Origin of the sequence: Curtobacterium sp. MCLR17_042, from assembly GCF_003234695.1 — a bacterium.
In the GTDB taxonomy this organism is placed as follows: Bacteria; Actinomycetota; Actinomycetes; order Actinomycetales; family Microbacteriaceae; genus Curtobacterium; species Curtobacterium flaccumfaciens.
Genome location: NZ_QKTD01000009.1, coordinates 56,428 through 78,475 on the forward strand (window position 1 = coordinate 56,428; position 22,048 = coordinate 78,475).

Below are 22,048 nucleotides of genomic sequence, written 5' to 3' on the forward strand. Positions count from 1 at the left end.
GCCCCGTGCGCAGCCCCGGGCAGGAGGCGTCACCTATCCTGTCCCGGTGACGACGACCACGCGGCCGCCGCAGCGCACCCGGAGCCTCACCGGCCCCGGCCTGGTGCTGCTCGCCGTCGTCGTCCTGCTGGGCATCCGGCTGTTCTCACCGAGCATCGGGTCGACCGGGCTGCCGGACGTCGTGCAGGACTTCCTCACACTGGCGATCAGCGTCGTCGTCGAGTCCCTGCCGTTCGTGGTGCTCGGCATCGTGCTGTCGATCGTCGTCGAGGTCTGGGTGCCGGTCGGCGCGCTCGAGAAGGTCCTGCCGCAGAACGCCTTCGGCCGTCGCGCCGTGATCTCCCTGATCGGCATGCTGTTCCCGGTGTGCGAGTGCGGCAACGTGCCCCTCGCCCGCGGCCTGATGATGCGCGGGTTCACGCCGGCCGAGGCCGTCACGTTCCTCGTCGCGGCCCCGATCCTCAACCCGCTCGTCATCATCAGCACCGCGCAGGCGTTCGGCTGGTCCGGGTGGATCCTGCCGGTGCGCATCGTCGGCGGGTTCGTCATCGCGAACCTCGTCGGCTGGATCGTCGCCGCGCACCGCCGTCCGGCCGACCTGCTGCTCCCCGCCTTCGAGGCCCGGTGCCGTGCGGCCGTCGGGGCGCCCCGCGGCCTGCACCGCTGGCGGCAGAGCGCCGCGCAGTTCGGCGGCGAGACGGCGACGATGATGCCGGCGCTGTTCGTCGGTGCCGGGCTGGCCGCGGCGATCCAGGTCGCCGTGCCCCGCTCGACCCTGGTGGCCGTCGGCTCGAACCCGGTGCTGTCCGTCGCGGCGATGATGCTGCTGGCGATGACGGTGTCGCTCTGCTCGAACGTCGACGCCTTCTTCGCGCTGTCCTTCGCGTCGACGTTCCTGCCCGGGTCGATCACGGCCTTCCTGATCATCGGGCCGATCATCGACGTCAAGATGATCGCCCTGCTGCGCACGACGTTCCGGGTCCGCTTCCTGGTGCTGCTGTCCGTCGTGTGCGTCCTGTTCGCCGGAGCCGTCGGGTTGGTGATGAATGTCCTCGTCTGATGCACGCAGCAACGCGGCCGCGTACCTGGGTCTCGGGTCGGTGCTGGCCGCGGCCCTCTGCACGCTGTGGCTCGCGCTGGTCGGGCACCTCGACCTGTACATCAACCCGCGGTACTCGGTGTTCACGGTCGTGCTCGCCGCCGTCGGTGTGCCCGCGTCGATCGCCGGACTGGTGGCCACCGCCCGCGGGTACGGTCACACGCACGGCGACGAAGCGGACGAGCCCGACGACGCCGGCGCACACGGGCACACCGCCGACGAGCACGACGCTGGCGCCCACGAGCCGGGCCCCGGCCGAGGCCGCCGTCGCGCCGTCCGCCTCGCCCTCGGCGGAGCCGCCGCCGTCGTCACGATCGGCGTCACCGTCGCGATGCTCGTCCTGCCCCCGACGACCCTGTCCGCCCGCACCGCCCAGCAGCGGAGCGTGGACTCCGCGACCCTGTCCAACGCGACCGGCTCGGAGTCCGCGGTGCAGCTGCTCGGCAGCGAGGGCGTCGACACCTCGGAGTACGGCGTCAAGGACTGGGCCGCGCTGATCCGGCAGACCACGGACACCACGGCCCTGGTCGGCAAGCAGGTCGAACTGACCGGCTTCGTGGTGCCCGGCGACGACGGGTCCTTCACCCTCACCCGCTTCGTGATCAGCTGCTGCGCCGTGGACGCACAACCGGTCGGCCTCGGTGTCGTGACCGACGACGGCACCGGGACCGTCCCCGACGAGGGGCAGTGGGTCACCGTCCGCGGAGCCCTGGCCGCCAACCCGGACCAGTCCGCCGACGCCCGCATCGTCGTGAAGGCCGCGAAGATCACCGACATCGCGCAGCCCGAGGACCCGTATGAGTTCTGAGCGCCGCGGAGACCAGCACCACGGAGACCAGCGCCGCGAGCGCCGCCCCGTCGCACACCGCTTCCACCGCCGGTACGTCGCCGTCGTGGTGGTCCTCGCCGTGGTCGCCGCGCTCGCCGCGGTCGTCGGCTCGCAGCAGGGCCCGCGGCTCCGCGACGTGTCCTACGACGCGACCGGTCTCGTCACCCGTCCGGCCCAGCGGGTGATCCTGACCGCGAACCAGGCGCTGCAGAAGGTCGCGGCCGCCGACGTCCGGGTCAGCCCGGCTGCGGCGCACACCGTGACCTCGAGCGGCAACACGATCGCCGTCGAGTTCGCCGGACCCCTGGCCTACGACCGCGAGTACACCGTGACGGTCGCGGGCGTGCGGGCACCCGGGCAGCGCGCCACGTCCGACCTGACGGCGGCGATCCGCACGGGCAGCACCGACGTGCTCGCGCTCGTGCCCGGGCAGGCCGGAGCGAAGGACCGCATCGTCCGGCGATCCCTCGACGCGGGCGGCGCCACCACCGTCCACGAGGGCACCGCGATCTCCGAGTACGCCCGGCTCGGCCGCTCCCTGGTCGTCGTGAGCGGCACGGACGCGAGCTCGTCCGTGGACATCGTGGCGCTGAGCGGTGGCGTGCAGGACGCCGACGCCCCCGTCGAACACCTCACCCTGCCGACCGCCGAGGGTCGTGTCACGGCGCTCCACGTCGCCGACGACGGTGCCTCGTTCGGGTTCGAGTACGCCGACACCTCGACCGGGCAGTCCCGGAACACCGGCCTGTACGTGGTCGACATGACGGGCACCCACATGCCCACGGCGATCGCGGCGAACGGCAAGCCGAAGACGGGCGCCGTGCCGATGACGGTCGGGCAGTGGGCCTACGTGCCGCGGACCGAGAGCGCGCTGGTCCGGACGGGCAGCGACGACCTGGTGCTCGTCGACATGAGCGGGCGTGCCGACCCGGTCCGGCTCGGCAGCGCCACCTACCTGCACGGCTTCGTCGGCACCGGCACCACCGCCGTCGTCGAGACGGGCACCGGGATCGAGCGGCTGGACCTGACCGACGGGTCGAAGGCGGCGCTGCAGGCGCCCGCCGCGAGCACCGATGCGGCCGTCCTCGGCCGCATCGCCCAGCTGTCCGACGACACGTACCTGCGGGTGCTGGGGGACGTGCGGTCGGACGGCACCATCGCGGCACGGATCGTGCGGGTGGACGGGGGACGGGCCTCCCGGCTGCCGGTGACGATTCCCGACGACGCGAGCGTCACCGCGGTCTGCCCGTCCCCGAACAGCCAGTTCGTCGCGGTCGCGACGAAGTCGGCGACCGGCGAGCTCGTGAGCATCGTCGACGCGGCCTCCGGCGCGCTCGAGGCGAGCATCGACGCGGGCTCCGTCGACTGGTGCGGCGCGCTGCCGTCCGGTGACGAGGTCGGCTGACGGTCCCGAGACGACAGACTGGAGGCCCGGTACCAGCTGGTACCGGGCCTCCAGTCGTTCAGGTGGTGACGACTACGCCAGCGTGGCCGCGTCGATCACGAAGCGGTAGCGGACGTCCGAGGACAGCACGCGCTCGTAGGCCTCGTTGATCTGGTCGGCGCTGATGAGCTCGGTCTCCGGGAGGATCCCGTGCTCGGCGCAGAAGTCGAGCATCTCCTGGGTCTCCTGGATGCCGCCGATGGCGGAACCCGCCCAGCTGAGCCGGCGCGGGATGAGCGCGAACGCCGGCACCTCGAGCGGCTCGGACGGTGCACCGACGTTGACGAGGGTGCCGTCGACCTTGAGCAGGCCCAGGTAGGCGCCCATCGGGATCTTCGCCGAGACGGTGTTGATGATCAGCTCGAAGGAGTTCGCGAGCTTCTCGAACGTCTCCGGGTCCTTCGTCGCGTAGTGGGCCTTCGCGCCGTAGCGGAGCGAGTCCTCCTGCTTCGAGGTGGTCTGCGACAGGACGGTGACCTCGGCGCCGAGCGCGACGGCGATCTTGACGGCCATGTGGCCGAGCCCGCCCATGCCGACGACGGCGACCTTGGTGCCGGGACCGGCGTTCCAGTGGTGCAGCGGCGAGTAGGTGGTGATGCCGGCGCAGAGCAGCGGCGCGACCTTCTCGATGTCGAGCGACTCGGGGACACGGAGGACGAAGTCCTCGTTCACCACGACGGCCTGCGAGTAGCCGCCCTGGGTGATCGAGCCGTCGGCCGGGTCGACGCTGGCGTAGGTGCCGATGTTGCCCTTGAGGCAGTACTGCTCCTGGCCGGCGACGCAGTTCTCGCACTCGCCGCACGAGTTCACCATGCAGCCGACGCCCACGCGGTCGCCGACCTTGTGCTTGGTGACGTTCTCGCCGACTTCGGTGACGTGGCCGACGATCTCGTGGCCGACGACCTGCGGGTACTGGATGGGGCCCCACTCACCGCGGACGGTGTGGATGTCCGAGTGGCAGATGCCGGCGTAGGCGATGTCGATCGCGACGTCGTCCGGGCCGACGTCCCGACGGGTGATGGTGGTCTTGACGAGCGGCTCGGTCGCTGACGGTGCCGCGTACGCGTTGACGGTGCGCAATGATCTCCTCGTGGGGGTGGTGCGTTGCGGGCCGGTTCCGGCCCGGAACCAGTGTGCGCGCCGCCGCGGCCGGGTGGGAGGTACAACCAGGACACCCCTGTGCCCGCGGACGGGCGCGTCGCGGCGTTCTGCTCGCTCAGGCGAGCCGGGCCAGCCGCTGCCCGGCGATCGTGGCGAAGCGCAGCGGGTCGGCGAGGGCGTCGTCGGGTTCGCCGGTGGTCTGCGTCGCGAGCACGGTGAGTGACGCCGCGGCCCCGTAGTCGTCGAGCGGGGCCTCGATCGCGCCGGCGACGAGCATCGAGCGGGCTCCGGGAGCATGCGCTGCGGTCAGGTCGCGGACCACCGAGGGCACCTTGCCGACGGCGCTCTGCCCGTCGAAGCACCCTTCGCCGCTGATCACCACGTCGGCCCCGTTCGCTCCACCGGCCCCGTTCACGTCGGACCCCTCGAGCAGCGCCGGCAGCCCGAGGACCTCGGCGACGGCCGCGGCCCCACCGGCGAGCGTGGCGCCCCACACCAGCAGGCCGAACCCGACACCGCCGGCGGCTCCGGCACCCGGGGTGCCCGGGTCGACGTCGGGGAAGCGCGCGGCCCAGGTGGCGAGCCGGTCGTCGAAGGACGCCACACGGTCGGGCGTGATGCCCTTCTGCGGGCCGAAGACGGCTGCGGCACCGGTCGGACCGAGCAGCGGGGAGGCCACGTCGGTGAGCACGGTGACGCCGAGCGGGGGGAGCGCCCGGAGGCCGTCGGTGCCGGCTCCTTCGCTGTCGAGTCCCAGCGCCTCGAGCACCGGGCGCCCGCCGTCGGTGGACGCGCTGCCCCCGATGCCGAGCACGAGTCCCGTGGCCCCGGCGTCGAGCGCGGCGGCGATCGCCTCGCCGAACCCGCGGCTCGTCGCCGTGTCCGGCATCGGTGCGTCGAGCAGGGGGAGGCCGCTCGTCGCCGCGAGCTCCACCACCGCGCGGCCGTCGGGCAGCCGCAGCCAGTGGGTGTCGACCGGTGTCCCGGCCGGCCCGGTCACGGTGACGGGGACCCGGACGGATCCGGGGACGGCGGTCTCGAAGGCGTCGAGCGTGCCCTCGCCGCCGTCGGCCATCGGGACGAGCACCACGTCGTCGTCGGGGCGCTCGGTCAGCCAGCCGGCACGAACGGCCGTAGCGATCGACGCCGCCGTCGCGGTGCCCTTGAACGAGTCCGGAGCCACGATGATGCGCACGGTTCCCACCGTAGCGGCCGGTCGCCAGACGACGGCGTGCGGCGAACCGGTCGGTGCGTCAGGACGCGGGCACCGGCTCCGGCAGGGCGAAACGCGGGTGCGGCACCCCGCCCGTGGCGAGGCCCGCGAGCATCTCGCCGAGCAGCGGCGCGAACTTGAAGCCGTGCCCGGAGAACCCCGTCGCCACCGTGAGGGGCCCGACCCGGTCGATGACGAAGTCCTCGTCGGGGGAGTTGTCGTACAGACAGCTGATGAACGTCGGTTTCGTCGCGTCGACCCCCGGCACGTACCGCGCGACGTACGCCTGCAGTCGCTCTGCCTCGGCCGGCACGGGCACGAAGTCGCGGTGGTCCGGGTCGACGACGGGCCCGGTGCCGTGGAACCCGACCTTGACGCCCTCGCCCGGCGTCAGCAGCCCGTACACGTCGTCGCCGTCGGCCCAGTGCACGAAGCTCGGCCAGGCCGCGTCCGGCAGGTGGCTGGGGAAGTGGGCCGGCTGCTCCTGGGTGACGCGGATGGCCGGGAGGCCCGCCCCGCGTCCGGCGAGCAGCTCGCCGACCAGCGTGGGGGCCCACGAGCCCACCGCGGCCACCACGGACGCGGTACGGACCGCGCTGCCGTCGGACAGCGTCACGGTGACGTCGTCGCCGTGGTCCTCGAGCCCGGTGACCCGGGTGTCGAACCGCAGGTCGGCGAGACCGGTGTGTTCGGCCAGCGTCAGGAACACCTCGATCGTCCGCTCGGAGCGGATGCGTCCGGCCGACGCGTGGGTCAGCACGTGCCCCTCGAACGCGATGCCGGGCCAACGTGCTGCCGCCTGGTCCGGTGTGAGCGACTCGTGGGGGATGTCCGCGTCGGCGAGGGCCGCGGCGATCGCGTCGACGACCTCGGGTCGACCGTGGTCGACGGAACCCGTGCGGACGATGAGCTCTTCCCCGGCAGCGGCCTCGAGCGCTTCCCACAGCGCCAGTGCCCGCGTGGTCAGCGCGACGTACTCCGGGTCCGCGTAGCCCTGCCGGAAGATCCGGGTCGCACCGTGCGAGGAACCGAGGTGGTGGCCGCGAGCGTGCTGTTCCACGAGCAGGACGCGCTCGCCGCGGGCGGTGAGGGCGTACGCGGCCGCGGCGCCGACGACCCCGGCACCGATGACGATGTGCGTTGCCGGTGTGGGGATGGTCATGTCGAGATCGTAGTTGGGCACGCCGAACCAGACACGGCCGTCCCCGTCAGCGGCCCGAGGTCCGCACCGTGCTCCCGAGGCCCCGTTCGCGAGCGACTTCGAGCACCAGGGCGGCGACCGCCAGATCCTGCGCACCGAGCCCGACCGAGTCGAACACCGTGACCTGGTCGTCGTCGACCCGGCCGACAGCGCGTCCGACGATGACCTCGCCGAGCTCGGCCGGGTGGAGGTCCTGCGGGAGCGCGCCCTCGACGACGGCCTCGAGCAGGTCGCCCGATTTCGTCCAGGCCGTGGCCCGGCTGTCGACGAACACCGTCCCACGCGCCATCGCAGGGCCGTCGAGTTCGCGGTGGGTGGGGCGCGGACGGGCGCCGACGGCGTTCACGTGCTGGCCCGCGTGCAACCAACCGCCCTCGACGACCGGGCGTACGGACGGCGTGAGCGTGCACAGGACGTCGGACTCCTCGACCACCTGGCGAGGATCGCCCACCACGACGCATCGTCGAGCGAGGTCGTCGCCGACGGCCTCGAGGAACCGATCGGTCGTCGGCGTGGAGCGTGACCAGATGAGCACCCGTCCGAAGTGCCGGACCTTGGCGAACGCGCGGAGGTGCTCGACGGCGAGGTTCCCAGCGCCCACGAGCCCCAGTGTCGTGCTGTGCGGTCGAGCGAGGTGCTGTGTGGCCACGACCGAGGCTGCCGCCGTCCGTGCGCGGGTGATGTCCTTGCCGTCGAGGACGCCCAAGCACTCGCCCGTCGTCGCAGACGACACCAAGATGGTTGACCGCTGGGTCGGCAGGCCGCGGGAGGCGTTGTCCGGGATGTCGGCCATGAGCTTCACCGCCACCAGACCCAGCCGGTCGGACCGCACTGCCATCGGCAGGAAGAGCGCATCGTCGGCACCCGTCAGGGCGACCGGGGCCGGCTGCTGCATCCGGCCTGCTCCGAGGTCGGCGTGGACGGCTTCGACGGCTTCGAGTACATCGACGTCCTCGAGCGCAGCAGCGACGTCGGACGCCCCGAGGACGAGCGTCACGAGACGGCGACGGCGCTCGGCGAACCGAGGAGTTCGTCGTACGACGGGACGTGCGTCGTGAGTCCGCCGTCGAACAGGATCCGCATCCACCGGTCGGACGCATCAGGGTCCACGACGGCGGAGTCCCACACGCCGCCCGCCGCCATCTCGTCGGCGGCTCGTCGGAGCAGCGACTGGTCCTTGTCCGGCCAGCGGGCTGCGAGCACGGCGGTGATCTCGGCGTCGGCGTCGCCGGCGGTGATCCGCTGCATGGCCGCAGCGATGCCGTCCATGAACCGTGGCACGCGGTCACCGAGTTCCTCGATGCGGTCGGTGCGGGTGTAGTAGACGCTGTTCGGCATCACCCCGCCGGCATCGAGGTGCCGGAAGACGATCGACCCGCCGCCGGCCGCCACGAGTTCCTCGGCCGAGACGAGGTCGAGGATGATGGCGTCGCCGAGGCCACCCTGGTAGAGCTCCACGAGCATGGCGGTCGACAGGTCGCGGACGAAGCGGGTCGCTGCGACGTCGAGACCGGCTTCGCGGACGAGCCCCGCCGTGAACTCGTACGGTGCGCTGCCGCCAGCTCCGGGTGCGAGCACGACCTTCCCGGCGAGCCAGTCCAAGGTGATCGGGGCGGTCTCGTGCCGAGCCACGATGGTCATCGGGAAGGCGTGGTTCAGCTGTCCGACGACCGACAGCTCACGGGCGGTGCCGGCGTACATCGCCGGCACCCAGAGGCCCCCGAGCGCGAGGTGGGCGGCGCCGGAGTCGATGTCGTCGAGGACGCCGGTCCACGGGTCGCAAGCGGTGGCGGTCACGGTGAGGCCGCGTTCGGCGAAGAGGCCGCCCAGGTCGGCGACGTACTCGGGCAGGTAGTTGAGGCCGTTGGCGGTCGCCGAGATGTTCAGGGTGTCCATGGTGGTGCTCCGTTCGTGGGGTGTGGCAGGTGGATCGGGTCGTTCAGGCGGACTTGGCGGTCAGGACGTTCTCGTTCACGTCCTCGAGGGACCGGCCGCGGGTCTCGGGTGCGAACCGCGAGGCGATCACGAGGACCGCGTACATGGCGGCGGCGAGCCCGAAGACCCCGGCGAAGGCCCAGGACCCGTAGAGCGCGATCGCGGCGAAGGGCATCACGGCACCGGCGATGTTGCCGATCCCGTTCACGATCGAGGCGCCGGACGCGCGGATCGCTGTCGGGTAGACCTCGGCGGTCCAGGCAGCGAGCGTGGTGTTCGTGAGCATCGTGAAGAACTGGAACAGTGCGCCGAGGGCGAGGATCGCGCCGGTGTCGTTCCCGAATGCTGCGAACGCCAGTGCTGTGACACAGCCCAGGACCCCCGCGGCGGCGACCAGGGGTCGCCGCCCGATGCGGTTCGCGAGCAGGGCGGCGGCAGTGCACCCGAGGAGCGAGCCGACGTTCATGATCATCGTGTACAGCAGGCTCTGCGAGACGGAGTACCCGCGTTCGACCAGCAGTGTGGGCATGAGGAAGTTCAGCGTGACCTGCACCCCGAAGGCCATCCAGGACGCGACCCCGATGGCGATCGTCCGGCGCAGGACCAGGCGGTGGAACACGGCGGCCGGCGAGGCATGGAAGGACACCGGCGGGAGGTCGGCAGGAGTGAGCTGGACGGGGCCGACGGCGTCAGCGGGTGGCGTCAACGTGTTCGAGGCGAGGACTGCGAGCGAGCGGTTCGCGTCGTCGATCCGGCCCTTCGAGAGGAGCCAGCGCGGCGTCTCGGGCAGCTTGCGGCGGTACAGGACGACGAACAGCGCGGGGAGCGCCAGGATCACGAAGCTCCAGCGCCAGACGTGGTCGTCGCCGCCGAGCGGCACGGCCAGCGGGCCGAGGAGGAGCAGGAAGAGCCCGTAGGAGATGAAGTTGCCGATGCCGCCGGCACCGACGTTGATCGTGGCGATGAGTCCGCCCCGGTACCGGGTGGCGACCATCTCGGACAGCATCGCGATGCCGATCATGAACTCACCGCCGACGCCGATGCCGACGATGAAACGGCTGACCAGCAGCATCTCGAAGTTCGGGGAGACAGCGCTCAGCAGGCCGCCCAGCGTGTAGACGAGCAGGTTCAGTCCGAGCGAGAACCGGCGGCCGTAGCGGTCGGCGAGCCAACCGGCGAGGAGCCTACCGACCAACCCGCCGACGACGGTCGCGGTGTTGATGGTGGAGAGCTGGACGTCGCCGATCGCGAGGGAGGCCTTGATGTTGGTGGCCATCGCACCGACGGAGTTCTGCTCGAGGGTGTCGAAGAACTCACCAGCGAGGATGAGCATGAGGACCCAGAACTGGGCTCGTGTGAACCCGATCGAGTCGAGTGCGGAGCCGACGCCCCCGGAGGGCTGGTCGGTGATGGTGTGTGTTGGTGCGGTGGAGCGGGTTACAGCAGACATTCGTAACTCCAGCGGGGAAGAGCGAGCGGTGCACCGTGCGGTCACTCTTTTGTATACGAAAAGCTGTTTCGGGCTGGTTTCAACTTCGAGACGTTTCGTGACGCGATCGATTCAAACCCCACCAGACTCGACATGCGGCTGGTGCTCCGGGTTTCACCCGAACCTGGGTCGTATACGTTCTAGGCGCTCAGTTCGCGGTAGATCGCTTCGTCGCGACGCAGGTGCTCGTCCATCAGCAGCCCTGCCTGCACCGACGCTCCCCGCAGGATCGCGTTCGCGACGGCCGCGTGGTCCTCGCTGCTCGCGGCGACCTCTTCGCGAGTCACACGCTCGAAGGCCCAGGCGGTCTGGTGGATCAACTGTTCGATCATGGTCTCGAGTCTGGTGTTCCCGGAGGCGCGTGCCACCAGACCGTGGAAGGCGAACCGGGGCGACTGGGCTTCGATCTCCTGGTCGGAGCGGTCCTCGTGGCCGACCGCTCGGAGCAGGTCAGCGCAGTCGCCTCCCCTCCGGTCTGCCGCGAGCTCGGCGGCGAGGACCTCGAGCCCGCGCCGGATCTGCATCAACTCGATGACGACCTCGGTGGAGGAGTCTGCGACCCGGACGCCCTTGAACTTCTCGGCGACCACGAAGCCCTCGGTCTCCAACTGCCGGAGGGCTTCGCGGACGGGGACACGGGAGACACCGAAGCGCTCCGCGAGGGCGTCTTCCTTCAGTCGCGAGCCACGAGTGAGCGAACCGCTGATGATCTCGGCCCTGATGGCCTTGAGGACCGATGCCGGCTTGGACTCCACGGCTTGATCGTAGTTGGAGCGAGTGACGGGAATCGAACCCGCGCTACCAGCTTGGGAAGCTGGAGTTCTACCATTGAACTACACTCGCGCGCCCCGCAGAACGGGACTCGGCAAGCCTAGCGGATTCTCGCCTGGAAGCCAGCCGACCGCGCACCGTACGCCGTCTCGCGGGCGCGTGTCGCGCCTCCCGAGTCTCCGCTGTGAGGGTGGGCGCCTGACGGACAGGTGTCGCCCCCGTGTGTACCGTCCAGGGAGTTCCAGCCCCGAACCGAGGAGGACCCGGATGGTCAGGCATCCCCTCATCGACGACGTGGTCGGCTCGGCGATCGTGGTCGAGTCCGCCTCGCCCGTCGTGTGGCTGACCGATGCGCTCGCCTCGTTGCTCCGTCGGTCTGCGGACGCCGGACGGACGGTCGTGCTCCGCACCGGCCGGGCCGCGGCGATCACCCCGGCGCTCCGTCATGCGCTCGGCGCGTACGGTGCCGCGTGGGCGGTGTCCGACTTCGACGGCACGCTGCGTGACGGCCGGACCGGCGTCGCCGCCTCCGACATCGAGGACTTCGTGCACCGCGGCCCCGAACTCGTGGGCACCCCGTCGCCCGAGCACCCCGTCTCGGCCGACTCGGTACGACAGATCAGCATCGACCTGACCCTCCGCCACCACCCCGGCCGTGCGGTCGACATGGGCTCCGCGATCGAGGCGCTGTGCCACACCGTCGGCACCTGCCCGACCCGGTGGGGCACCGCCGAACCGCTCACCGTGCCGTGGGACCGCTGGGTCGTCACGCAGTACGCGAAGCACGAGGCACCCGGCATCTCGACCTCGTACGCCGTCGGCGAGGGGTTCTCCGCGACGATGACCGCGCACCTGGTCGGCGGGGTCGTCGTCGAGACGATGTCCGCCGTGCTCACCGTGCCCGAGGAGAACACCGACCCGGGCCTGGCGAACCGGATGTTCGACGCCGTGCAGCGGGTCGCCGACCAGGTCGTCCCCGTGTTCGGCGTCGTCATGCAGCGCCGCGGCGACGCGGACCACCTGGTCCGGGCCGTCTCGCACGGCGAGCCGTCGCCGCTCGCCGTCGTCGTGGGCCCCGAGGCCGCCGGCTTCCTGGACCGCGACGGCGTCTGGCCGCCACCGCGGACCACGACCGCGACCTTCGCAGCCGGCTCCGGTTCGGCCGCCCGTCCGGATGCCGACGCCGCTGACGACGGCGGCATGATCGTCCGCTTCGAGGACGGCTGGGAAGCGCTCGAGTCGTTCCTCGACCGCATCGACGAGGACCGCTTCCTGCAGCTGGTCGGCGGCGCACCGCTCGACCCCGCGCACGACGAGGGCACACTCGACGGCCACGTCCGCGACGACCGGATGGTGGGCGGTCAGGGTGCCGCGTGACGTCACCATCCTCTGCCGCCAGCCGGTCGAGACGCGCGAGGTGGCGGAGGCACTCCTGCTGCACGACGAGACCTGGGGTGTCCGGGCGCTCGACGACGGCCCGATGATGCAGGTCTGCCGTGACGCCACCCACCCGGTGATCACCGTGCTCGGCGTGCGCCGGGTGGACTCCTTCGACGAGGTCGAGCGGATCCTGCCGGACGCCCCGACCCTGGCGACGCCGCTGTGGTGGGTCGACACCGTGACCCCCGCCGGCCCCGACGGGGAATCGGGGATCTCGGCCGCGCTCGAGGCCGCGATGGACCTCGACGCGGTCTGCATCGTCCACGGGGACTGACCGGAACCGCGCCCGCCGTGTGGCCGGAGCGGCGGGTCAGTCCCGCTTGCTCATCGCCGCCAGACGCTCGTTGTAGGCCTTGAGGTCGGCGTCACCGTCGCGGTCGGCCTTGCGGTCGAGGCGCTTCGCGTCGCGCTTGTCCGAGCGCATCCAGTTCCGGACGACGAGCAGGGCCACGAACACCATCGGGAGCTCCGAAGCGCCCCAGGCGATGCCGCCGCCGGTGTGCTGGTCGTCGAGCAGTGCGGCGTCGTTCGTCTGGCCCAGTGCGTGGAACCAGTCGATCGCGAACACCGACTGTGACGTCATGACCGCGACACCGAAGAACGCGTGGAACGCCAGGGTGGCCAGCAGGGTGATGATGAGCATCGGGTACGGCGGGCGCTGGGGGCCCGGGTCGACGCCGACGAAGACCCAGAAGAACAGGTAGCCGCTCAGGACGAAGTGGATGATCATCGCGACGTGCCACTCGTGCGACTGCATCGCGGCCTGGTACGCCGGCGTGAAGTAGAACACCACGAGCGACCCGGCGAAGATGATCCCCGCGACGGCGGGCTTGCCGAGGAACTGCATCCAGCGGGAGTGCACGAAGAGCATGAGCCACTCGCGGGCGCCGCGTGAGCCGTCGTTCCGGACCGGCAGGGTGCGGAGCGCGAGCAGCACCGGACCGCCGAGCACGAGCGGCAGCGGGACGAACATCATCAGCAGCATGTGCTGGAGCATGTGCGACGAGAAGTGGATCATGCCGTACACGGCAGGGCCGGCCGACGTGGTCCAGATGAACAGGGCGCAGCCGATCAGCCAGGCGATGGTGCGCCCGACGGGCCAGGCGTCGCCGCGCTTCCGGAGCTTGCGCACCGCCAGCAGGTACCAGACGGCCCCGACGACGGCCAGGCCGAGCCACACCCAGTCGATGTGCCACTGGGTCAGGTAGGTCTGCGTGGTCTGCGCCGGCGGGAACGGGAACCCGATCAGGCCGGAGCGGGTGTCCTCACCCGTCGCCGGGGTCTGCGGGATCGGCGGCTGCGAGCGGGACACGGCGACCGAGACACCGATGGCCACGGCCATGAACACGATCTCGGCCAGGGCGAACCGGGTGAACAGGCGGCGGTCGAGCGGCGCGCGGAGGAGCCCGGGCACGAGCTTCCGGCGCTGCACGATGCCCGCGACGCCGAGCAGCACGAGGATGAGCGCCTTGACGGTGATGAGCCAGCCGTACGTCGTCGTGAACAGGTCGAGCGGACCGGTCAGGCGGAGCGACGCGTTGACGATGCCCGAGAACGCCACGGCCCCGAACGACCAGCCGGCGAGCGTCGAGTACCGGGCGATCACACGTCCGGTCGCGCCCTTGGTGCGGGTGCGGAGCAGGACCACGGCGACCAGGCCACCGGCCCACACGCACACCCCGACCAGGTGGATCGCGAGCGAGTTCACCGCGTTCGCGTGCTCGAGCGACCCGGCCGCGTGGCCGGACAGGGCCAGGGGGAGCAGGGCGAACAGGCCGATCATGGTGGCGAACGCCAGGGTCGTCACCCGGGTGGCGAAGGCGGCGACCACCGTGGCGACCAGGATCGCGGCAGCCGACACCACGAGCGCCTGGCCGATCTCGACCTGGAACGCGAAGAGCATGAAGTTGCGGGCGAACACCGGGCTGGTGAGCGGGACACCGAGGGTGTTCGCGCCGGTCAGGACGATGCTCACCGCGGCGGCCAGGAACCAGACTGCGCCGGTCGCCGCGGCCCACCGGGTCGCGCGGTGCTGCACGCTGGACAGGGCCCCGTGGTCCTTCTTCTGCGCGGGCAGCGCGAACGCCGCGACGATGAGGAGCCCGATGGTCAGTGCCGCCATCGTGTCGTGCACGACGCGGGCGATCGGCAGGCCGTACTCGACGACCTCGCCGGCGGACACCAGCTGCTGGCTCGCGCTGAAGGCACCGGTGATCGTCAGCCCGAGGATCGAGCACGCGACGGCCAGCGGGATCGCGATGACGAGGACCGTCGCGACGGTGGACGAGCGCCCGGTGGTGGGGGCGGCGTCCGGCGCTGACCCCGTGGGCTGGGTTTCGGGTGACGTGACGGTCATGACCGTCCAATCGTAGGCGTGCCGGCTGGACGGCGGCCCCTCGGATGCGCGCTCAGACCCGCCGTTCCCAGATGCCCTCGCAGCCGACGCCGACGAACCCGACGGCCTCGTTCACGTCGAGCATGTGGCGGTTCTCCTCCGCGTTGAACGTGATGATCGAGGGGTGCCCCGGATGCTCCCGCTCGACGGCCTCGATCCCGACCGCCTTCAGGAGCCATCCGAGCCGCTGCCCACGGTGCTCACGGACGACGAGGGTGTCGCCCTGCATGACCGGCTGCGCGAGGGGACCGGGGACGGCGAGCTGGGTGAACCCGACGAGCGACCCGGTCGAGGTGTCCTCGACCACGACCGTGCGCATCGTGCGGGGTCCGTCCTCGAGGTGCTGCTCGTGTGTCCGGAGCCGCTCGACCGTCCAGGCGTCCTCGGGCTCGGTCATGTCGCCCGACGGGGCGTCGGTGCTCATCCGGGTCAGCAGGAGCGCGAGGTCCGACTGCCACCGATCGGGTGTCGGACCCGTCCAGGTGTGCACGCGGTGGTGGTCACCCGACGCGACGGTCGCAGCCGCACGGACGTCGGCCACCGCGGCCTCGGCAGCCGGGAGTGCGAGACGGCTGATCCGGTTGACCTGCCCGAGCCGCCAGCCTCGACGGGTCAGGAACCGGACCGCTGCCTCGTCCTCCGGGACGGCCCCGAACCCGGTGGGGGCCTGTCGGTACCCGGGGCCGGATGCCGGCCCGACCTGTCGTGAGACCGCGTAGGTCTTCCACTGCGTGCGTCCCTGACCGCGAGCGACGTCCTCCAGGTGTTCGGCCAGGAGCGTGCCCACGCCGCGACGTCGGTGTTCGGGTGCCACGCTGACCGCGATCCAGCAGTTCGGGGCGGCAGGGTCCACCTTCGAGTCGTACGAGCCGGCTCCGACCGCGGTCCCCTCGTCGTCGCGGACCACGAACAGTCGGCTGGGTGCGTCCGGGTCGAGCAGGTACGGCAGCTGTTCCTCGGGGGTCCAGAGCAGCTCGGGCAGGTGCGTGGTCGCGACCTCGGCCCGGTTCTGCACGTCGACCCACTCGCGGAACACCGAGACGACCGCCGGGTCGTCGTCCATGGTGGCGGGCACCGTGATCTCGTCGACGGTGTACGTGGTCATCACTGCTCCGAACGCCGCCCGCCCGGGTGGTGGGCAGCCTGGCAGCATACCGGCGCGACGCCCGCTGCCGCTAGGCTTCCTCCGTGCTGCTCTCCGACCGCGACATCACCGCCCAGCTCGCCGAAGGCCGGATCGGCCTCGACCCGTACGACGCCTCGCTCGTGCAGCCGTCGAGCATCGACGTCCGGCTCGACAAGTTCTTCCGGCTGTTCGACAACCACAAGTACCCGCACATCGACCCCGCGGTGGACCAGCCCGACCTGACCCGCCTGGTCGAGACCGACCCGGACGAGGCGTTCGTGCTGCACCCGGGTGAGTTCGTCCTGGGCTCCACGTTCGAGGTCGTGACGCTGCCCGACGACATCGCGGCGCGGCTCGAGGGCAAGAGCTCGCTCGGTCGCCTCGGCCTCCTGACCCACTCGACCGCGGGCTTCATCGACCCCGGGTTCTCCGGGCACGTGACGCTCGAGCTGTCGAACGTGGCGACGCTGCCGATCAAGCTGTGGCCGGGGATGAAGATCGGGCAGCTCTGCTTCTTCCAGCTCTCGAGCCCCGCCGAGAAGCCCTACGGTTCCGCCGAGTACCAGTCCCGCTACCAGGGGCAGCGTGGCCCGACCGCGTCCCGCTCGGCGCAGAACTTCCACCGGGCGGACGTCTCCGACCCCCGCTGACGCGCGCCGGACCGTCCCGTTCCGTCCGGGCCTGCCCAGACCCGTCGGTTCCGCCAGCAGACGAAATGTCGCATGCTGTGTATCGTTGCAGCATGTCCGCTGTCCCCCCACGGTCCGCCCCGCCACTGTCGGCCGCGGTGCTCATCCGCGACGCCCGTGAACGCGCCGAACTGACCCAGGTCCAGCTCGCCCAGCGCGCCGGCGTCACCCAGAGTGTCATCAGCACCTACGAGAACGGTCGGCGCGAACCCTCGCTCGCAGCCCTGCAGCGGATGCTCCGTGCGGCGGGCTTCACGACGACGATCGACCTGCAGCCGGTCGAGGAACCGCCGCCGCTCCTCGAGCGCGTGGTCGCGGCCCGGCAGGACCTCCTCGAGATCGTGCAGCGGTTCGGCGGGCGGAACCCCCGGATCTTCGGCAGCGTCGCGCGGGGTGAGGACGGTCCGGACAGTGACGTCGACCTGATGGTCGACGTCGACGCGGGGCTCGGCATCTTCGCGCTGATGCGCATCCAGGACGCCGCCGAACGGTTGCTCGGGGTCCGGGTCGACGTGGTCGACGCCGCGGGCATGCGCCCCGGGGTCGTCCGGACCGCGGTGCCGCTGTGAGTGCCCAGCCCGGCGGTGTCCGCCGTGCCGTGGCCGACCGCCTCGACGACGTCATCCGGGCGTGCGAGGCCATCCGGCGCTACATCGACGACGAGCGGGTGCCCGAGGACCTGGTGCACGACGCGGTCCGGATGCGCCTGGTCGAGATCGGTGAGGCGGTCCGGGTGCTCCCCGCCGGGGTCACCGCGAGCGAGCCCGGCATCCCGTGGTCGCGCGTGTCCGACCTGGGGGAGCGGCTGACCCGGCGGTACTTCGACACGACGCGTGCGCTGGTGTTCGGCACCGCCCGCACCGACGTCCCGCACCTCGCCGACGCCGCGCGCCGGTTGCGCGCTGCCCACCCCTGACGGACGCGGGCCCGGACCGGGCGCGGTCACGAGCCCTGGGCTGACCACACGGCGAACTGGAGGCACGGATCACGACGTGCACCGAGCCTCCCGTCCGCCGTGTGGCCGGCCCCCGGACGACGCAGGACGGCCCCGTCTCGCCGAGGCGAGACGGGGCCGTCCGTGGTGCTGGGGAGATCAGCCCTTCTTGGCGAGCTCCTCGAGGGTGTCGTTGCCCTTGTAGGCCTCGACGGCGTTGTCCTTGGTGACCAGGACCGGCGTGAGCTCGATCGCGGGGACCGTCTTCTTGCCGTTGTAGTTGTTCGTCTTGTCCATCTTCGTGTCGGGCTTGTCGCCCTTCGACAGCGTGGAGACGAGGTCGACGGCCGCCTGGGCCTCCTTCGACGTGTCCTTGAAGATCGTCGAGTACTGCGTGCCCTGCATGATGAGCGGGATGGACGCGGTCTCCGAGTCCTGGCCCGTCACGACGGGGTTGTCCTTGCCGGCGGCCTTGGTCGCGGTGAGGATCGCACGGGCGAGGGTGTCGTTCGGCGACAGGACGCCGTCGAGCTCGGTGTCACCCGTGTAGTACTGCGAGAGCAGGTCGGTCATGCGCGACTGGGCCTTCTGCGCGAGCCAGCCCTGCGTGACGACCTTCTGGAACGTGGTCTGACCGGAGACGACCTTGATGGTGCCGTCGTCGATCTTCGGCTGCAGGACGTCCATCGCACCGTTGAAGAACACGGTCGCGTTGGCGTCGTCCGGCGAACCGGCGAAGAGCTCGACGTTGTACGGCTTGTCGCCCTTCTTCTCCTCGAGGCCCTTGAGCAGCGCCTCGGCCTGGAGCTGGCCGACCTTGAAGTTGTTGAACGCCACGTAGTAGTCGACGTTCTTCGTGTTCAGGATGTTGCGGTCCCAGGCGATGACGACGGCGCCGCGGTCCTTGGCGGACTTGACCTGCGCGGTCAGCTGCGAACCGTCGGCGGCACCGATGATGACGGCCTTGGCGCCCTTGGTGATCATGCCGGAGATCTGCGACTGCTGGTCGGGGACCGGGTTGCCGGCGTTGGCGTACTGGATGTCGGCCTTGAAGCCGGCGTCCTCGATCGACTTCTTGAACGCGGCACCCGCGAGGACCCAGTTCTGCGAGGTCTTGGCCGGCAGGGCGACGCCGATGAGGTCGCCCTTCTTGATGCTGCTGGTGCTGCCGGCGTCGTCGGACGAGCCGCGTGCCGAGCAACCGCTGAGGGCGAGGCCCGCGATGAGCGCCAGGCTGAGGCCGGCGACGATCTTCTTGCGCATGTGAGTGCTTTCTCTTCGTTGAGGAGGTGTGGGGCCGGAGCCCCGCTGTGGGGAGGGGTGGACTAGGGGAGGGTGATCTTGTCCGGCTGGTCCTCGATGGACCGCGGCTGCTGAGCGGCCACCGTGTTCTGCTCGGTGTCCTTCCGCTGGAACTGCCGCATCATGCCGCCGATCAGCGACGGGCGTCCCTGCGACTTCGAGTAGACGTCGAAGGCGACGGCGACGAGCAGGACGAGACCGCGGATGATCTGCACCTGGTTGGACTCGAGGCCCATGAGCTGCAGACCGTTCGACAGCAGCGCCATCACGAGACCACCGATGATCGAGCCGGAGATCGTGCCGACACCACCGGCGACCGCCGCGCCACCGACGAACACGGCGGCGATCGCGTCGAGCTCCCAGCCGGTGCCGTCCGCGGGGCCCGAGGCGCCGGAGTAGGCGACGAACACCATGCCGGCGATCGCGGCGAGGACCGACATGTTCATCATGACGAAGAAGTTGACCCGCCGCGCCGAGACGCCGGACAGGACGGCTGCGTTGGCGTTGCCACCGACGGCGTAGACCTGGCGACCGAAGATCGTGTTCTTCGTGACGAAGCCGTAGACGATGGTCAGGATGCCGAGGATGATCGCGACGATCGGGACCGAGGTGCCGACCGGGCCGGCACCGAACAGGTACGTGGCGACGAGCGTGACGGCGACCAGGATGCCGGTGCGGACGATCGAGACCCACAGCGGCGGGACCTCGGCCTGCATCTTCCGACGGCGGGAACGGCCACGGGCCTCGATGATGATGAGCGCGAGGATCGTGACGAGGCCGATGAGCAGCGTGCCGTTGCTGAAGCCGAAGTCGGGGCCGAAGTCACCGAGGAAGCCGGCGCCGATCGGGGTGAAGGCGTCCGGGACGGGGACCGACGTCGAGTTGCCGATGATCTGGTTCACGCCACGGAAGATGAGCTGACCGGCCAGCGTCACGATGAAGGCCGGGACCTTCACGAACGCGACCCAGAAGCCCTGCCATGCACCGATCAGGGCACCGCACGCGAGACCCAGGATGATGGCGGCCCACACCGGGAAGTCCCACACGGCCATGGACTGCGCCACGACGATGCCGACGACCGCTGCGACCGAACCCACCGACAGGTCGATGTGCCCCGCGATGATGACCATGACCATGCCGAGCGCCAGGATCAGGATGTAGGAGTACTGCAGGAACAGGTTGATGACGTTGGTCGGCTCGAGGATGAGCCCGTTCGTGGTGATCGAGAAGAAGATCAGCAGCACGATGAGGGCGATGATCATGCCGTACTGGCCGATGCTGTTGCCCTTGCCGAAGAGCAGTTTCAGGTTGTTCATGAGGCGGTGGCGCCCTTCCGCGCGGAGGTCATGCTGCGCATGAGCGATTCGGGATCGGCCTGGTCGGCCGGGAGGTCAGCGGTGATCTGGCCCTCGAAGATGGTGTAGATCCGGTCGGAGAGACCGAGGAGTTCGGGGAGCTCGGACGAGATGAGGATGATGCCCTTCCCCTCGGCCGCGAGCTGCTGGATGATCCCGTAGATCTCGAACTTGGCGCCCACGTCGATGCCGCGGGTTGGCTCGTCGAGGATCAGGATGTCCGGGTCGGTGAACATCCACTTGGACAGGACGACCTTCTGCTGGTTGCCACCAGAGAGCTTGCCGACGTTGTCCTCGACGCTCGGCACCTTCGTGCGGAGCATCTTGCGGTACTTCTCGGCGACCGAGTACTCCTCGAGCGAGTCGACGACACCGAGCTTCGAGATCTTCTGCAGGTCGGCGGCGACCGTCGAGCGCTTCACGGTGTCGAGCAGGTTCAGGCCGAGCGCCTTGCGGTCCTCGGAGACGTAGCCGAGGCCGTTCTCGATCGCCTGCTGGACGTTCGTGACCTTGATCTCGCGGCCGTCCTTGATGATCTGGCCGTCGAGCCAGGTGCCGTACGAGCGACCGAACAGGCTCATCGCGAGCTCGGTGCGTCCGGCGCCCATCAGGCCGGCGAAGCCGACGATCTCACCGCGGCGGACGTGGAAGTTCGAGGCCTTGCAGACCAGGCGCGACGAGTCGAGCGGGTGCTGCACGGTCCAGTTGCGGACCTCGAAGAAGGTCTCGCCGATCTTCGGGGTGCGGTCCGGGAAGCGCGACTCGAGCGAGCGGCCCACCATGCCGCGGATGATGCGGTCCTCGTTGACGCCGTCCGCCTTGACGTTGAGCGTCTCGATGGCCTTGCCGTCGCGGATGATCGTGATCTCGTCGGCGATCTGCTCGATCTCGTTGAGCTTGTGGCTGATGATGATGCTCGCGATGCCCTTGGCCTTCAGCCCGACGATCAGGTCGAGCAGGTGCTGCGAGTCGTTCTCGTTGAGCGCGGCGGTCGGCTCGTCGAGGATCAGGAGCTTGACGTCCTTGTGCAGGGCCTTCGCGATCTCGACGAGCTGCTGCTTGCCGACACCGAGGTTCTTGATCTGCGTGTCCGGGTCGTCGGCCAGGCCGACGCGGGCGAGCAGGTCCTGCGCACGCAGCTGCGCGGCGGTCCAGTTGATGACGCCACCGCGGCCCGGCTCGTTGCCGAGGAACAGGTTCTCGGTGATCGAGAGCTCCGGGATGAGCGCCAGCTCCTGGTGGATGATGACGATGCCGGCCTGCTCGGACTGCTTGATGTTCGAGAAGCGGACTTCCTCGCCCTCGTAGACGATCTCGCCGCTGTAGGTGCCGTACGGGTAGACGCCCGACAGGACCTTCATCAGGGTCGACTTGCCGGCGCCGTTCTCGCCGCAGATCGCGTGGATCTCGCCGGCACGGACGCTGAGGGAGACGTCGGCCAGCGCCTTCACACCAGGGAACTCCTTGGTGATCGAGCGCATCTCGAGGATCGTCTCGGGTGCGGTGATCGACCGGGTCTCGAGGCCGGTGTCGATCGGGGTTGACGCCACAGTGCATCTCCTTCTGCCGCTTCGGTGCGGCAGTGTGTTCGGGTGGTTCTGCTGCGGCAGCGAAAGCACAGGGGGCCTGTGTGGACTTCGTTGTCGCGTCCGGATCCGGCTCGGTGTGACGCTCATGTGAACGGTCACATCGGCTGGACGGAGGCAATTTACGCACAGCCTCGGT

At 70.4% G+C, this 22,048-nt stretch carries 20 protein-coding genes and 1 tRNA gene; 8 read left to right on the top strand and 13 right to left on the bottom strand.

All coding sequences use genetic code 11. From position 1 onward, the window contains the following. Window positions 1–46: 46 nt before the first annotated feature. From DEJ02_RS10495 to DEJ02_RS10505, 3 genes are read left to right on the top strand one after another with little or no spacing between them, the layout of a single operon-like run. A complete protein-coding gene (locus tag DEJ02_RS10495) occupies window positions 47–1,060 on the top strand; it encodes a permease (RefSeq protein WP_071246228.1) in 1,014 nt (337 codons plus the stop codon). After that, the gene (locus tag DEJ02_RS10500; RefSeq protein WP_111033027.1) at window positions 1,047–1,907 is read left to right on the top strand and encodes a TIGR03943 family putative permease subunit; all 861 of its coding nucleotides are present in this window, start codon (window positions 1,047–1,049) and stop codon (window positions 1,905–1,907) included. The genes DEJ02_RS10495 and DEJ02_RS10500 overlap by 14 nt, the downstream gene beginning before the upstream one ends. Continuing rightward, window positions 1,897–3,333, top strand: coding sequence for a hypothetical protein (locus DEJ02_RS10505; RefSeq protein WP_111033029.1), 1,437 nt, complete (start codon window positions 1,897–1,899; stop codon window positions 3,331–3,333). Before DEJ02_RS10500 ends, DEJ02_RS10505 begins: the two co-directional genes overlap by 11 nt. A 72-nt stretch (window positions 3,334–3,405) precedes the next feature. On the opposite strand, the gene DEJ02_RS10510 is transcribed toward DEJ02_RS10505, so the two are convergent. From DEJ02_RS10510 to DEJ02_RS10545, 8 genes are all read right to left on the bottom strand, one after another. Next, window positions 3,406–4,452, bottom strand: a complete 1,047-nt coding sequence (locus DEJ02_RS10510; protein WP_071404920.1) for an NAD(P)-dependent alcohol dehydrogenase — start codon at window positions 4,450–4,452, stop codon at window positions 3,406–3,408. Window positions 4,453–4,588: 136 nt separating this feature from the next. Beyond that, complete coding sequence (locus DEJ02_RS10515; protein WP_111033031.1) at window positions 4,589–5,668, bottom strand: glycerate kinase; 1,080 nt, start codon at window positions 5,666–5,668, stop codon at window positions 4,589–4,591. A gap of 58 nt (window positions 5,669–5,726) precedes the next feature. After that, window positions 5,727–6,848 carry an FAD-dependent oxidoreductase gene (locus tag DEJ02_RS10520; protein ID WP_111033033.1) on the bottom strand — a complete coding sequence of 374 codons (1,122 nt, stop codon included), beginning with the start codon at window positions 6,846–6,848 and terminating at the stop codon, window positions 5,727–5,729. 46 nt (window positions 6,849–6,894) lie between these two features. Then, on the bottom strand, window positions 6,895–7,884 hold the full coding sequence (locus DEJ02_RS10525) for an ornithine cyclodeaminase family protein (RefSeq protein ID WP_111033035.1): 990 nt from the start codon (window positions 7,882–7,884) through the stop codon (window positions 6,895–6,897). Then, the gene (locus DEJ02_RS10530; RefSeq protein ID WP_111033037.1) at window positions 7,881–8,783 is read right to left on the bottom strand and encodes an ABC transporter substrate-binding protein; all 903 of its coding nucleotides are present in this window, start codon (window positions 8,781–8,783) and stop codon (window positions 7,881–7,883) included. Before DEJ02_RS10530 ends, DEJ02_RS10525 begins: the two co-directional genes overlap by 4 nt. A gap of 43 nt (window positions 8,784–8,826) precedes the next feature. Next, the gene (locus DEJ02_RS10535; protein WP_228513513.1) at window positions 8,827–10,272 is read right to left on the bottom strand and encodes an MFS transporter; all 1,446 of its coding nucleotides are present in this window, start codon (window positions 10,270–10,272) and stop codon (window positions 8,827–8,829) included. A gap of 179 nt (window positions 10,273–10,451) precedes the next feature. Then, entirely contained in the window at window positions 10,452–11,066 is a 615-nt protein-coding gene (locus tag DEJ02_RS10540) for a GntR family transcriptional regulator (protein ID WP_111033038.1), read from the bottom strand. A gap of 14 nt (window positions 11,067–11,080) precedes the next feature. Then, window positions 11,081–11,154: transfer RNA gene (locus DEJ02_RS10545), tRNA-Gly, on the bottom strand. A gap of 195 nt (window positions 11,155–11,349) precedes the next feature. On the opposite strand from DEJ02_RS10545, the gene DEJ02_RS10550 reads away from it, so the two are divergent. Then, window positions 11,350–12,459 (top strand): DUF6177 family protein, encoded by a 1,110-nt coding sequence (locus tag DEJ02_RS10550; protein WP_071404923.1) that lies wholly within the window; start codon window positions 11,350–11,352, stop codon window positions 12,457–12,459. A 40-nt stretch (window positions 12,460–12,499) separates the two neighbouring features. Next, window positions 12,500–12,796 carry a hypothetical protein gene (locus tag DEJ02_RS10555; protein WP_139196596.1) on the top strand — a complete coding sequence of 99 codons (297 nt, stop codon included), beginning with the start codon at window positions 12,500–12,502 and terminating at the stop codon, window positions 12,794–12,796. 36 nt (window positions 12,797–12,832) lie between these two features. On the opposite strand, the gene DEJ02_RS10560 is transcribed toward DEJ02_RS10555, so the two are convergent. Both DEJ02_RS10560 and DEJ02_RS10565 read right to left on the bottom strand, forming a co-directional pair. Further along, complete coding sequence (locus DEJ02_RS10560; RefSeq protein WP_111033039.1) at window positions 12,833–14,878, bottom strand: cytochrome c oxidase assembly protein; 2,046 nt, start codon at window positions 14,876–14,878, stop codon at window positions 12,833–12,835. A 52-nt stretch (window positions 14,879–14,930) separates the two neighbouring features. Further along, window positions 14,931–16,022 (bottom strand): GNAT family N-acetyltransferase, encoded by a 1,092-nt coding sequence (locus DEJ02_RS10565; RefSeq protein WP_181440325.1) that lies wholly within the window; start codon window positions 16,020–16,022, stop codon window positions 14,931–14,933. Window positions 16,023–16,105: 83 nt separating this feature from the next. On the opposite strand from DEJ02_RS10565, the gene dcd reads away from it, so the two are divergent. The 3 genes from dcd to DEJ02_RS10580 all read left to right on the top strand — a co-directional run bounded on the left by dcd (window position 16,106) and on the right by DEJ02_RS10580 (window position 17,648). Further along, entirely contained in the window at window positions 16,106–16,693 is a 588-nt protein-coding gene (gene dcd, locus DEJ02_RS10570; protein WP_027464935.1) for a dCTP deaminase, read from the top strand. Between the two features lie 92 nt (window positions 16,694–16,785). After that, entirely contained in the window at window positions 16,786–17,301 is a 516-nt protein-coding gene (locus DEJ02_RS10575; protein WP_111029679.1) for a helix-turn-helix domain-containing protein, read from the top strand. After that, window positions 17,298–17,648: a DUF86 domain-containing protein gene (locus tag DEJ02_RS10580; RefSeq protein WP_111033041.1), complete on the top strand. Its 351-nt coding sequence runs from the start codon at window positions 17,298–17,300 to the stop codon at window positions 17,646–17,648. The genes DEJ02_RS10575 and DEJ02_RS10580 overlap by 4 nt, the downstream gene beginning before the upstream one ends. Before the next feature lie 177 nt (window positions 17,649–17,825). On the opposite strand, the gene DEJ02_RS10585 is transcribed toward DEJ02_RS10580, so the two are convergent. The 3 genes from DEJ02_RS10585 to mmsA all read right to left on the bottom strand — a co-directional run bounded on the left by DEJ02_RS10585 (window position 17,826) and on the right by mmsA (window position 21,804). Beyond that, window positions 17,826–18,929 carry a sugar-binding protein gene (locus DEJ02_RS10585; RefSeq protein WP_027464932.1) on the bottom strand — a complete coding sequence of 368 codons (1,104 nt, stop codon included), beginning with the start codon at window positions 18,927–18,929 and terminating at the stop codon, window positions 17,826–17,828. Between the two features lie 62 nt (window positions 18,930–18,991). Beyond that, a complete protein-coding gene (gene mmsB / locus DEJ02_RS10590; protein WP_111033042.1) occupies window positions 18,992–20,284 on the bottom strand; it encodes a multiple monosaccharide ABC transporter permease in 1,293 nt (430 codons plus the stop codon). Further along, window positions 20,281–21,804 carry a multiple monosaccharide ABC transporter ATP-binding protein gene (gene mmsA, locus DEJ02_RS10595; protein WP_111033091.1) on the bottom strand — a complete coding sequence of 508 codons (1,524 nt, stop codon included), beginning with the start codon at window positions 21,802–21,804 and terminating at the stop codon, window positions 20,281–20,283. The genes mmsB and mmsA overlap by 4 nt, the downstream gene beginning before the upstream one ends. Window positions 21,805–22,048 lie beyond the last annotated feature (244 nt).

Coding starts and splice junctions, on each gene's coding strand:
- DEJ02_RS10520 (WP_111033033.1), bottom strand. CDS start 6,848: ATGACCATCCCCACACCGGCAACGCACATCGTCATCGGTGCCGGGGTC.
- DEJ02_RS10505 (WP_111033029.1), top strand. CDS start 1,897: ATGAGTTCTGAGCGCCGCGGAGACCAGCACCACGGAGACCAGCGCCGC.
- DEJ02_RS10575 (WP_111029679.1), top strand. CDS start 16,786: ATGTCCGCTGTCCCCCCACGGTCCGCCCCGCCACTGTCGGCCGCGGTG.
- DEJ02_RS10535 (WP_228513513.1), bottom strand. CDS start 10,272: ATGTCTGCTGTAACCCGCTCCACCGCACCAACACACACCATCACCGAC.
- DEJ02_RS10530 (WP_111033037.1), bottom strand. CDS start 8,783: ATGGACACCCTGAACATCTCGGCGACCGCCAACGGCCTCAACTACCTG.
- DEJ02_RS10585 (WP_027464932.1), bottom strand. CDS start 18,929: ATGCGCAAGAAGATCGTCGCCGGCCTCAGCCTGGCGCTCATCGCGGGC.
- DEJ02_RS10500 (WP_111033027.1), top strand. CDS start 1,047: ATGTCCTCGTCTGATGCACGCAGCAACGCGGCCGCGTACCTGGGTCTC.
- DEJ02_RS10565 (WP_181440325.1), bottom strand. CDS start 16,022: ATGACCACGTACACCGTCGACGAGATCACGGTGCCCGCCACCATGGAC.
- mmsB (WP_111033042.1), bottom strand. CDS start 20,284: ATGAACAACCTGAAACTGCTCTTCGGCAAGGGCAACAGCATCGGCCAG.
- mmsA (WP_111033091.1), bottom strand. CDS start 21,804: ATGCGCTCGATCACCAAGGAGTTCCCTGGTGTGAAGGCGCTGGCCGAC.
- DEJ02_RS10550 (WP_071404923.1), top strand. CDS start 11,350: ATGGTCAGGCATCCCCTCATCGACGACGTGGTCGGCTCGGCGATCGTG.
- DEJ02_RS10560 (WP_111033039.1), bottom strand. CDS start 14,878: ATGACCGTCACGTCACCCGAAACCCAGCCCACGGGGTCAGCGCCGGAC.